The following is a 13,833-nucleotide window of genomic DNA, read 5'->3' as shown; positions in this document are numbered from 1 at the left end:
ATACTTTTATCAGTTAACAATAATATATAATAGATATGTAAAGGTAAAAAATATGTATAAAAAATATAACATAGGAGAATTAGTAGAACTCAAAAAGGAAATAATATTGTTAAAAGTTCAGGAATTAACATTGCATTTTTTTCTTGGTAATGATAATTTTGATTTAATCGATAGATCTAAAATTGAGATTGGTGATAATGTTGTAATTGAAATTGATAATTATCAATATTCACAAAAAAATATTATAAAAGTTGTTAACGTGTTTCCTAAAAAGGAATTTGATTTAACTTTATTTCAGTCATATTATGAAGAAATGAAATATTATATAGGGTTTTATGAAATAAGTATAAATCAAGTTATAGAAAAGTATGAAAAAGTTAATACATATCTTAATATATTTGATTGATTTATTAAGGATTCTATGCTTGTAAATAATACAACAACAAAAGTAGCAAAATTCTTTTTTAATAATGGTTTAAGTTTTAATGTTTTTAAAACATTTCTATTTAAGGATAAAAACAATCAAGATTTATCTAATATAAATAAAAAAATAAAATCTATTAAAGATGTACTGATTGTTAATTTATTTAATTTCTTGGAAAATGAAAATATATATTTTGAAAAAGAAGAATTTATTAATGATCTTTATGACATAATTCGATCAATAAGCTACCAATTTGAACCAGTAGAATTAAATGCAATATTTCTAATATTAAATATATTATCAAGTAATATTAGAAAAAATATAACGTATTTAAGTCGAAAAAGTTTTATTAAACTAATGGATAATATTGATGAAAGTATTAAAGAAGATGTTTTATCTTATTGTATTGATAACAATCATATTATTATTATTGATAAAGAAAAATTTTATTTAAATATATATTATAAATTTGAATTAAACTTATCAAATTTTTTTAAGGAATTGATTTATATTAATAATAATTCAGACTATTTGAAATCGAATAAAAAACTTGGTTTAATTAATGAATTAAATATTAATTATATTGCAGATAAAAATAGTCTAAACTTAAAGCAAAAAGAAGCACTTGAAGCCTTTATAAAAAATAATATTTTAATCATTAATGGTGGTGCTGGAACAGGTAAAACAACATTAATCAAGTCAATAATTGATTTATTAGAAATAGAAGGGCCAAAGTTTAAAGTGGCTTTGACTTCATTATCAGCAATGGCAACAAATAACATCAAACAAAAGTTTGACAAGTTAAATAGTGGGGTAATGATAAAGAATATTTATAAATTATTAAAATCAAGAGGTTTAAGTAATTTCGAATTTAATGAATCATCAAAACTAGAAATAGACGTACTGATAATTGATGAGTGTTCAATGATTAATTTATGATTATTTTACTCTTTAATAAGGGCTATTGATTTAAATACAACAAAAATTATATTAGTTGGCGATAAAAATCAACTACCACCAATAGGAATTGGTAATGTATTTGAAGACTTAATAGATAGCAAAGTTATTCCAACAGTGACATTACTAGATAATGAAAGACATAAGCTATCAAATAATATAATTACTTGTGCAAACAAAATTATAGTTAATAAAGATGAATTAGATGAAGAATACTTTAATAAAATAATTAATGAAGAAGTTGAGGGAATAGAATTTCATTTTGATTTAGAAGAGTCAGAAGTATTAAACAAAATAGTTGAGGAACATGAGAATTGTAATTTTTTAGATTTAAAATCTAAAGAAGTACAAGTAATATCTAATCTAAATACTTTTAAAAAAAATAAAATATTCTCTTGCGAAAACTTAAATAATAAATTAAAACCATTAATTTGTAAAAATTATAATGATAACCTTATATATAGTTTATTTGAGAAAATATTAATAACAAAAAATTTATATAGTATTAAAACAGGTGCTAATTTTGACTTATTTAATGGTCAAATCGGATATATTAAAGAAATAAAACCTTATTATAATAGTATATATACGCATGAAATTGTAATAAGTTTAGAGCAAGGTGATATTAATACCTTGTATTCTAAAACAAAACAGTTATTCTTTAAAGAAAAAGATCAAGAACTCTTTTTAACTAGTGCCTTTGCAATTAGTTTACATAAAATGCAAGGAAATGAATTTAATAAAGTTATATATATTTTATCTGGTATTAATTCAATAGATAACTTTGTTACAAAAAGATCACTTTATACTGGTTTTACCAGAGCTAAAGAAAAAATTATAATTATAGGTAAGAAGGAAGATTTCTTTAAAATATTAAAAAACGAATACAAAAAAGGTAATGGTAATTTTTTAGAATTATTGAAAAAATAGTTTATAAACTTTTGACTTATTTTATTTAACTTTAACATTTAATATATTTTATAAATTATACATATTTAAAAAGACTTATAAATGTGTATAAGTTTTCTTTGCTAATTTTAGCTTTTATATAGCATATATAATAAATAATAATTTTTATATAAGAGTAAAAAATATTTGTTAATATCATATTAAGAGTAAGGATATTTATGAATAGTAATGAATTATTAAAGAATTTTAAAAGTAGATTATTAAATAGTAATAAAAACAGTGGTATATTTTATAACAGTTTTTTACCATCTGCATTAACAATTGACTTCAAACAGTTAGAAAAATTAGGTTTATTAAGATCAAATAGGAATGATAAAACTCCAATTACACTAAAAGAAGCTCTAAATAATAGTTCATTTTATATAAGTTTTTATGATGTAGAGCTTAGTGAAGATAATTTAACTTCAAAAGGTACATTGAGTTATGCTAAACACATTAAAAAAATAATTCAAAAGAGCAAAACCCAATCAAATGAAAAAAATATTAATGTCTTATATATGGGTTTATATTTTGTAGAAGGTTGCGCATCAACTAATGAAAGCGACTATTTTAGAGCGCCTTTAGTACTAAAAAAAATAGCAATTAATGATTTGGGTGGTTCTGTATATAATGTAGTAATAGAAGATGAACTATTATTAAATAATTCTTTATTTAATATTTTAGCATTAAAAAATAAAAAACAATGAGAGTTCAAAGATCTAGGAGATTTAATGTTAAATGATAAAGAACAGATAATAGAAAAATTAGTTTCTTATTTTGACATTATTGGATATAGATTAACTGATCCACAAAATTTCATAAATACTTCTAATTTAGAGTTTGAAAATACTAAAGGATATAAAAGAGATGAAGCAGGAAGATTATTCCAAGAAAATAATAATAAGTACTTTAATCAAGCTTTTTGTCTAAATATATGCTCGTTTGGTATATATGATATAGCATCAAGTACTATACTTTCAGCTTATAACATTTTAGAAAATGAAGACATTAGCTTTTTAGATGATATATTTAAGGAAACAAACGATATATTAGAAGATTTTGATAATGACTATAATGAATCAGATTTTGTTAATGTATCATCACTTGATTTTACTCAAAAAAATGCAGTAATTAAATCATTATCAAATTCTACATTTATATTTGGTCCACCAGGTACTGGTAAATCACAAGTAATTGTAAATCTATTAGCAAACATAATAAATCAAAATAAAACAGCTTTATTTGTCACTGAAAAGAAAGTAGCATCAAAAGTAGTTTATGATAAATTACACAATCTAAATAACTTTACTTTAATGTTTCATAACAACGACTCAGCAAGTATAATTTTTGAAAAAATAAAGAAGATGTATAATAATGTAATTGATTATTTAAACAATACCAATACTAATAGTAATTTAAATGATAAAGAATCAATTATATTAGATAAATATTATGATAATGTAAAAAAATATAAAGAATTATTTAAAGGTGAAATGGGTAAGTTGTATTTATCTTATTTAAAGTACCTAAGTAACATTAATAAAATAGATGTTGAAATAATAAGATACAATAATTTAAACTTATTTATAAATGTTAGTGATTTATTGATTAAAAAAAATTACTTAGTTGAAGAATTAAACTTTTTACACAAGTTATTAGAAGTGCAATTATATAATGAAGAATTAATAAATGAGATATATAAAAATAATTTGTTATCACAGTTATTATATAACTTTATTAAAAAACATAAAAATAAAACAAAAATTAATATATTTAATAGAAGAAAATATAAATTATTCATTAAATCAGAGCAATATTTAGAACTTATATCATTTATTAATAAATTCACTTCAACTTATTCAAATAACGAAGTAATTACAATGTTAAAGTTTATTAAAGGTATATTTAATTCAAACAATATAATAAGTAATCTGACTAATAATGTTTTAATTGCTTCATATTGTAGTAGTTTTAAAAATGAATTTGCAGATTTATTTTTATTCATGTCTGATGATTGGTTCAACAAAATAAGTAATTTGTCAAAAGATAAAATTAATAATAATAAGAAAATTATTATATATAATTATTTCTCATATATAGTAAAAAAAGTAAAGTTAGGTAATTATAAAGATGATGTAAATAATCTGGAAAAAAGTTATAAAACTTTATTTAATGATTTAGGAAGAAAAATCGCTAATACAAAAACTCATATGAGAATATCAACACTATTTAAAAATTATTTACCATTATTAAGACTATTCTTTCCTGTTATAATTGGTTCTCCTGAAATTATTTCTGATAGTAAAATCCTTCCTTTAAAAAGAAGTAATTTTGACTATGCTATATTTGATGAAGCTAGTCAAATATTTACAGAGAAATGTATTCCTATTTTATATCGTGCTAAAAAATATGTAATATCAGGAGATGATAAGCAACTCGCTCCAACAAGTTTCTTTAAGATGAAAAGTGATATATTAGAAGAATCTTTAGAGATAGAAGAAGATATTATTAACCAAGTTAATTATGAAGTTAAAGAAGCAATGAAGTTTGAGAGTTTATTAGATTTTGCTAAAGGTAGATTTAAGACTTCAATGCTTCAATATCACTATAGAAGCAAAAATAAAGAATTAATTGATTTTTCTAATGCAAAATACTATGAAAATAAATTAATTGTTAGTAAACAAGTAAAATATGTAAAGTGACCAATAGAGTTAATTGAAGTAAATGGAATAAGAGAAAACAGAATTAATATTGAAGAAGCTAATACTGTATTAGAATTAGTTAGATTTATATTAAGCAATGATAAAATTAAAGATAAATCAATCGGTATTATTACATTTAACTCTGAACAACAATCATTTATATTAGATTTATTAGAAAAAGAAAGTGCAGTTAATGCAGACTTATATATTAATCTATATCAAAAAGAAAGTGGTGAAGAGTTATTTGTTAAGAGTATTGAAAATGTCCAAGGAGATGAAAGGGATATAATAATATTCTCAGTTGGATTTTCATATGATAAAACAAATGTATTTAAAAATTATTTTGGTCCTTTAGCACAAGTTAATGGTGAAAAAAGGTTAAATGTTGCAATTTCAAGAGCAAAAGAAAAGATGTATGTTATTAAATCAATTAATTCTTCAATCATTAACTCCGATAAAAAAGGGGTACTTGATTTTAAGGATTTTTTAAAATATTGTGAGTTATTAAAAGAACCAACAAAATATGAAAAAGAATTAGAAATAATGTTAAATAATGAAACAAAGTTATTTAATATAGATAAAGATGATTATAACCAACAATTTGATAGTGATTTTGAAGTTGAAGTATTTGATGAAATAAATAAGTTATTAGATAAAGATCATTATGTACTTCATACTCAAGTTCCAGCATCTGGATATAAAATTGATTTAGCAATATATGATTATTTAAAAAAACAATATGTTTTAGCAGTTGAATGTGATGGTTTAACTTTCCATAGTAGTGTATTTAGTAAACAAAACGACTATGATAGACAAAAGTACTTAGAAAACAGAGGTTGAAAGTTTATAAGAATATTATCAACTGATTGATGAGATAAAAGTCAAGTTGTAAGAAAAAGATTTATTACTAACATTAAATCAGAAATTAAATTGTATGAGGAGGAATTATAAATTCTATTAGTAGTATTATATATAATCAAATCTAATTATTGTGTAATATTAAATATATTGCTTAATAAATTATAGTCATTTATTAATTAATTTATTAATTAAACTTATTTTAATTTATAAGCATTGATGTAAACTAATAACATATAAAACTTTAGAGAGAAATAATATATGAATCAATTATTAATAAAAAACAAAAAAGGTATTGTAATTTACAATATAAAATATAAAAATGCATTAAACCTATGCCTTTTAAAATTATTTGGCGGTATTTTTGAAAATGAAAAGTTAAAATATAGTTACATAATTAGTTCGTATCTTAAAAATATGAATATTAAACAAATTAATTTGTGTAATTCATTTGTGATTAATTCAAGTTTTATTGATACTATTTTATTAAATATCGATTTTAACTCATCGATTCTAAAATATACAGTGTTTATGAGGAATTATTTAGAATTAATATCTTTTAATAATTGTGATTTAACTTTTACAAACTATAGTAGTTCATTTGTAAACAATTGTGACTTTTCAAGAGCAATGTTATTAAATACAAATTTAAGTAGAACAACTTTTATTAGTAATAAAGTAAAATTAGCAGAATTAATAAGAGCAGACTTTTCAGAATCAATTTTAAGGGATAATTTATTTAATAGATGTGTTATAAATAATGTAAAATTGGACTACTCTTGTTTAGAATATGTTTATATTGATCATAGCAAAATATATAATAGTTATTTATTGAATATAATGTTTGATTCAATAGATTTTCATTATATAAATTTTAAAAATACATTATTTAAATTTTGTCAATTATTAGATTCTAGGTTTAACAACTCTGATTTTTATAAACTAACTTTTTTAAAAAATTTAGAGAGTTGTAATACTTGCTATTGAGTTACTTATAAATACACTAAGTTTAGAGAGTCGAAGTATTTATCAAATATATATAAAAATACAAGTTTTGATAGCTGTGAATTCGATAAAGATTTAAAAGATAATTGTAATTTTTATGATTTTAGTATAATTAATTCAAGTTTTAATCAAATAAATTATAAATTAAATATATTTAAGAAAGGGAGTATTGAAAACTGTTGAATATATAATAGCATGTTAAAATATACAGAATTAATTGATGTATTTCTATTCAAAAGTTATATATATAATTCAGATTTTAGTTATTCAAATTTCAATAGTTGTAGATTAGATGGTTTAAACATATATAATTCTTATTTAAGAAATACTAATTATGAAAAAAATTACTTTAATAATATAGTTTTTAATGATTCAGAAGTTTCTAAATCAGAGTTTTGGAATTGTAAATTTCTAAATGTGACTTTTAATGATGTTGATTTAAGCGATACAGTTTTTAGCGAATGTAGGTTTGAAAATGTAAAATTTAATAACTCTCACTTAGATAATATGATATTTAGTAATTCGGTATTACAAAATTGTATATTTATAGATTGTGATATGGAATACTTGTATTTTGATAAAACCAAGCAAATAAATCAAAAGATTATTTATAAATACCTTATTTAGTATTAATTGCTTATTATATTTTAAAAATAATATAATGAAAACAATAGTATAATTATTAAAATGAGTAAGGATGTATATGGAAAATAGACTAGATTTGCACGTTAAAAAAATAAAAGAAACAAAAAATAATATAAAAAATATCTATAAGAATAGTAATTATACTTGAATGATAGGTTTTTCAGGAGGGAAAGATTCAAGTGTGTTAGTTCAAATAATACTTGAATCATTATTGGAAATAGATAAAAAATTTTATAATAAAGATCTTCATATTGTAAGTTCTGATACACTTATTGAAAATCCAATTGTATTAAAGCAGTTGAATGAATCATTAGACATTATAAAATCATTCTGTAAACTTAATAACTTACCTGTTATTGTTCATAAGGTTTTACCTGATTATAATGAGTCGTTTTGAGTTAATTTAATTGGAAGGGGATATCCACTACCAAATCAAAGTTTTAGATGATGTACCGATAGATTAAAAATCAAACCAATGAATGAGTATATAAATAAATTAGATCAGAATAATAAGGATGTTTTAACCGTTTTAGGAGTTAGAACTGGAGAATCAAACAGTAGAGATTTAAAATTAATAAACACTAAAATTGAAAACTCACTATTAAGAAAAAATAATACAAATAATAGTTATGTATTTGCACCGATTGAAAACTTTAGTTTGTTTGATATATGAAAATATTTAGGAGAATCAAACCTAAAATACTTTAAAAAAAACAATAACAAACTATCTATATTATATGAAGATTCATCAGTTGGAGTTGAAGAGTGTCCTTCTTCATTAGATGATAAACTTCAAAAAGGATGTGGAAATTCTAGATGAGGTTGCTGACTTTGCCCTGTAGTTACTCAAGATAAATCTTTACAAGGATTTATTAATTCTGGTAACGATTGGTTGCAACCATTAATGGATTTTAGAAATGATTTAATAAAAGAAAGAGATCTTTTAGAGAATAGATATTTTGCATCATTCAGAATTAATAAAAAAACAAAAGTGGCTTCTTTGATAAAATATAGATTTATGGATTTAAAAGAAAAAGATGGAGTATATTTTTTGCCAAAAAAAGAAGGCAGAAATAAAATAATATATGGTGAATATGATAATAAAAATGACCAATTATCATGAGAAGGTAAATTTATTAAAGTATTAACTGAGGATAAGTATAAAGAACTTGTTAATAATAATGTTATAAATCCATATAACGAAAATGATATTACATTACCAGAAAACATAGTAATAAAGTTAAATAAGAATAAAAATAACAATAAATTAACAACTGTCGGTTTAGGACCGTACACGCTTTCATATAGAACTAAATTATTAAGTAAAATTCAAGAATTGAATGATAATATGAAAAACTTTGGAGTAGAAGTTATTTCAGATGAAGAAATAGGTTTAATAAATGAATTATTTGATATTGTAAAAAATGCACTTAAAAAGGATAAAAATTCAATAGAAAAAATATATAATAAAGTAAACTTAACAATGGAGAGTGAAAGAAATGCATGAAAACAAAAATAAAATACCTAGAACTAATAGAGAGTTTCTAGGATATATTGATAAAACAACAAGTCATATATATATGATTTCAGAATTTATCGATAATTCAATTCAATCCGCTCTTGATTATAATCAACAGCATGTTAACGTTAACGTTATAGTAAATTTAAAGGATGAATACATGATAATTGCTGATGATGCTTGTGGAATACCATATGATAAAAGAGACATTGCAATTAAAAATGGTAAGTCTGAGTATGAACAAGGTGATTCTTTAAACATGTTTGGTGTTGGGATGAAAATGGCTTCCATTTGATTTGGAAAAAGATTAAGAATATACACTAAGCATATAAATGATAATTTTGCCTACTCATTAACTCTAGATGTTGATGAATTAAAAGATGAGGATTTTTATTTTACAGATGTAAAAAATATTGATATATCAAAGGAATCAGGTTATAAGTTTGATTATAAAAATGGTACTATTATAAAAATTGATAAATTACACTTAAAATCAGTTCATGCGGGTAGATATGATGCAAAAATGTTTAGAAAAGGTGAAAAAAATACAGGAAAAGCCTTAGAAGAACAAATAGCATGTAGATATGCTAGATTCTTGAGAAAAGGAATGTTGTCTATTAATTTGAGTTTTATTAATAAAAAAGGTAATGAAGAGATGTCTAATGGTAAAAGTATAGACATTACAAAAGCGATGATCCCTAACTCATTTATATCAAGCTTTGGGAAAAATGATTATGAATATGCTCCTGGAAAAAATATAAATACAACAAGAGAATATAAAGAAAGATATAACATATTAAAAAAAGCTTATGAAAATAAATTACAAGATAATGTTGGTTTTGTAGGTCTTACATACGGTGATATATTTGAGAAATTTGAAAAGCAAGAAGAATTTAAATTTGAGTGTAAAATTGCATTAGCTGAAAATGAGTATAAAAATTACAAGATTCCGTTTATATTTGGATTTATTGGTAAGAATGATGCATTATTAAAATATAATGGGTTATCTGTTTATCAAGATGGAAGAGCAATTATCGCTGGTCCTAATTCAAAACTTAATACTCTAACATGATTATCATTTGACAAAGCGTTATCAAATAAAAGTTATTATATAAATAATAGATTTATCGGTGAAATTGAACTGGATGATAAAAAGATATTTAGAGTTGATAATAATAAAATGGGTTTTCACGGCACTGTTAAAGAAGATATCGAAAAAAATATTATATCAGTATTCAAAAGCAACCTTGAACCTATATTTAGAGAAATGCTTGAATTAATTTTTCATAAGGATGAACAAGTTAAAAGTGATAAAGAAATAAAACAAGAAATTGAAAGATTTTCAGAAATTGTTAATAAAAATAAAACACTAGAAAAATTTGATGTTATTCCAAAAGAATTAACTATGATTGACCCGGATAATGATGACGAGAGAACTATTAGTTCGTTTTCTGTTAGAGAATTAGAGACTGCTAATACTTTATACAACCTAACTTATAATATTAATAACACTGAATTTGATAATGATAATTTAAGAATTTTTAAGGTTGAAAGTTCTATTTTAGATGGGGTTCAGTTACTAATACTTCATGTTAACAAAGACTTTTATGGATTCAAGAAAGGTATCAAAGATGAATCTTTATTGGTGTTGATTAACCCAATCATAAATTTAATATTATGTTCTCTTTCAACATGCAAGAGCGATAAAGAAAGATTAAATAAAATATTTCAAATAGTGGAGATTTTACATAATGTCGACTAGTAAAGCAAGATTAATTATTGATAAATCAATAAAAAGAGAAACAAAATTCATTCCAGAGAAAACTTTTAATTTAACAAAGGATAAATTTATAAAAGATAATCCTTCGTATGGCATTAACTTATTAAGTGATGTTATTGAAGTTAATATGGATAAAGTTATCAAATGCATAGATCTTAATAAAAGTATACAAAAAGTTTTATTATTTGGTGAAGTTCAATCAGGTAAAACAAATAATATGATATTTTTAACATCTATGTTAAGAGATAAAGGATTTAATAAATTTATATTATTTACTGGTACAAAAAATAATTTAAATATACAAAACGTAAGTAGATTCAAGGAATCTAATAAGGATTGTAGTTTCAAAGATTTTAAAGAACTAAATAATTTTTTTCTTAAATCAGAAAATTGTCAATTCTTGTATGGGATTAAACAAAACATTTCCAATCTACTTAAAAATTTTCAAGATTTATCAGAAGTTGATTATGAAGATTGAAAGATTATTATAATAGATGACGAAGCAGACGAAGCTTCTTCCGAGAAAAGCAAAGTAGATAGAACAGTTAATACAAATATTGACAAATTACTAAGTTATAAAACAAAAAATAAATTATATTTTTCTGTTACAGCTACACCTTACGCAAATTTATTATCATATACAGATTCATTAACTCCAGATTATTTAGTGCCATTAAGTTCTTCTAAAAGTTATTGTGGATTAAAAGAATTTATTGATAATAATAGTTATATTGAGCTTGAGGAAAACTTAGTAGAAGGTTTAAAAAATATTAGTTATAACAACGAAAAATTGAATAATTTTATGAAAAATACTATTACAGATTTTCTATGTATATGTTTTAAGTATTCAAGAAATTTTCAGTTTTTAATAAATGTTGATAGTAGTAAAAATAAGATAAAAAACCTAGCCACTTATTTTAGATTTATTGTAAATTTAATAAAAATTGAAAAAGATGACTTTTTTTTAAATCATGTTGGTGGAGATGAATTAAAAGAATTTAAATTATATTTAAATGCATTAAAAGTTAAGTATACGATTGAAGGAATTAATTATATTAGAGAAGATACACCAGAAATAATTATTGGTGGTAATTTATTATCAAGAGGTATTACATTTGATAATTTATTGTATCAAATTATGATAAATCACGCTTCACCAAATAATCTGACATCAGACACATTGTTACAAAGAGCAAGGTGGTTTGGGTACAGAGAACAATTCATTAAAGAAATGAAAATATTTGTAACTAAAGTAGCTAAAAAATTTTATGAAGAGATTTATTATTTAGAAAGTAATATAAGAGATATGTATAGTAAATTATATGAACATAATTCTGGAAAAAAGGAGAAAATAGAAGAATTGTTTAAAACAATGTCTTTGAAATGAACAAGTTAAGTATGGAAAACATTAATATTTTAGAAAACTCAAATGGATTTGCTTGAGGCAAAATACAAAGTTCAAATCAATATTTTATATTAAAACAAATCAAAGATTTTAGTAACTTACCAAAGGGTGTTAAGACTCTTAATAAACCCAACTTCTCATATTACCCATCAATTAGTGGAATAGGTGTAGCAGCTAAAGAAGATGAAAGAGCAATTGGTTTCCCATCTGATAGATTATTACTTGAGATTGACGATACTAAAACAGATGCAGAAATAATTTTTTTAGTGAAAAATTGCCCAGAAAAAATAGCTAGAATGATTTATGAAATATTTTTACAACAAGCAACTGAAAATAGTATTTATGATATTGTTTGTGAATTAGAAAATATATTTGGAGTTGTTTGAAAAATAGATAAAAAGTTTCAAATAGGTTTAATTGGAGAGTTATTGGTTATACAAAAAAACCAAAAATATTTAAACGAACTTTCAAGTTCTTATCACATTGAAAATATTAAAAGTAAAAAGTTTACTTCAAAAACAGATTTTCAAATTGATCATAATAATAAAAATATTAATATTGAAGTTAAGACTACAACAAGCCAAGATGGAATGTTTAAGATGAAAAATGACCAAGTTAATAAAAATATAAATGATTATTATGCAGCTGTAAGTATTAAATTAGTAAAAAAAAGCGGACAAACTGTAATCGATTTAATTGATTGATTTTTAAAAATTCCTCAATTAGCAAGCGAGATTAAAGATACCTTTGAGGAAATAAAGAAATCACATGATAATAGAACTCTTGTTAGGTTCGATCATAAGAATGTTATTCTTAAGTTTATAGACACAAAAGAAATTCCATATATTGAAAATCATTCTGATTTGATTAAAGAAGTTACTTATGAAGTTAATTTATTTTCATTTAAAAATTTAACATTAGAAGAGATTTTTGATAACTAAAAAAATATATATTATATAGAGTTATATTATATATAATTATTTTTATATATTAATATTTAAAATAGTAATTATGAAGTTAGTGTTTTGTAGTATCTTGGTTAAAAAAGAGATTATTAAATTATATTGAAGAAGTGATTGATAAGCAAATAATATAACAAAGGAAGTAAAATTATTTTGTTATATTTTTTCTGGAACAAGTGATGTTTCAGAACAATTTAAGAAATATAATTATAATTTTATTGTTAATGATATTCAATATTATAGTTATGTACAAGCATATTGTTTGATGGTTATAAAGAAAATACCGAATTTTAATTATTTTAAAGGATATCATAATACTTTGTGATATTTATAAAAACTATTCACCGAGTTAAGAAACGAATATAAATATGGTAAAGACTCTTTTTGTAAAATGAATATTGCAATGGATGATTACCACAAATATTATGGTTATGATATAAATTGACCTTTCAATGCAAATGGTTTTGATTATTATGTTAATGTTTTAAATAGAAAAGATGAACTAGCAGAAGAAGAAAAAGATGAAATTTTAACTATCTCTGTTAAGAAGTTTAGAAAAATAAAAAAAAATAAATACTTTTAGGAATGATTAAATTGATTGTGTAATTTTTTAATTTTATGAAGATAT

At 22.0% G+C, this 13,833-nt stretch carries 8 protein-coding genes; all 8 read left to right on the top strand.

Annotated features, from left to right (window positions below; all coding sequences use genetic code 4):
* The first annotated feature begins 52 nt into the window (after positions 1–52).
* The gene (locus tag SCORR_RS03130; protein WP_094049046.1) at positions 53–2,311 is read left to right on the top strand and encodes an ATP-dependent DNA helicase; all 2,259 of its coding nucleotides are present in this window, start codon (positions 53–55) and stop codon (positions 2,309–2,311) included.
* 197 nt (positions 2,312–2,508) lie between these two features.
* Positions 2,509–5,982, top strand: a complete 3,474-nt coding sequence (locus SCORR_RS03125; RefSeq protein ID WP_094049044.1) for a PDDEXK-like endonuclease domain-containing protein — start codon at positions 2,509–2,511, stop codon at positions 5,980–5,982.
* Between the two features lie 168 nt (positions 5,983–6,150).
* On the top strand, positions 6,151–7,521 hold the full coding sequence (locus SCORR_RS03120) for a pentapeptide repeat-containing protein (protein WP_094049042.1): 1,371 nt from the start codon (positions 6,151–6,153) through the stop codon (positions 7,519–7,521).
* Positions 7,522–7,597: 76 nt separating this feature from the next.
* Positions 7,598–9,058: a DNA phosphorothioation system sulfurtransferase DndC gene (dndC, locus tag SCORR_RS03115; protein ID WP_094049040.1), complete on the top strand. Its 1,461-nt coding sequence runs from the start codon at positions 7,598–7,600 to the stop codon at positions 9,056–9,058.
* Positions 9,039–10,820: an ATP-binding protein gene (locus SCORR_RS03110; RefSeq protein WP_094049038.1), complete on the top strand. Its 1,782-nt coding sequence runs from the start codon at positions 9,039–9,041 to the stop codon at positions 10,818–10,820. Before dndC ends, SCORR_RS03110 begins: the two co-directional genes overlap by 20 nt.
* Positions 10,810–12,234 carry a Z1 domain-containing protein gene (locus tag SCORR_RS03105; RefSeq protein ID WP_094049036.1) on the top strand — a complete coding sequence of 475 codons (1,425 nt, stop codon included), beginning with the start codon at positions 10,810–10,812 and terminating at the stop codon, positions 12,232–12,234. The genes SCORR_RS03110 and SCORR_RS03105 overlap by 11 nt, the downstream gene beginning before the upstream one ends.
* Positions 12,222–13,184, top strand: a complete 963-nt coding sequence (locus tag SCORR_RS03100) for a PD-(D/E)XK motif protein (protein ID WP_094049034.1) — start codon at positions 12,222–12,224, stop codon at positions 13,182–13,184. The genes SCORR_RS03105 and SCORR_RS03100 overlap by 13 nt, the downstream gene beginning before the upstream one ends.
* 412 nt (positions 13,185–13,596) lie before the next feature.
* Entirely contained in the window at positions 13,597–13,788 is a 192-nt protein-coding gene (locus SCORR_RS03095; RefSeq protein WP_094049032.1) for a hypothetical protein, read from the top strand.
* Positions 13,789–13,833: the final 45 nt, after the last annotated feature.

The sequence above is a fragment of the Spiroplasma corruscae genome, assembly GCF_002237575.1.
In the GTDB taxonomy this organism is placed as follows: Bacteria; Bacillota_I; Bacilli_A; order Mycoplasmatales; family Mycoplasmataceae; genus Spiroplasma_A; species Spiroplasma_A corruscae.
Note: the sequence above shows the minus strand (reverse complement) of the source record. Positions and strands in the feature narration are given on the sequence as shown.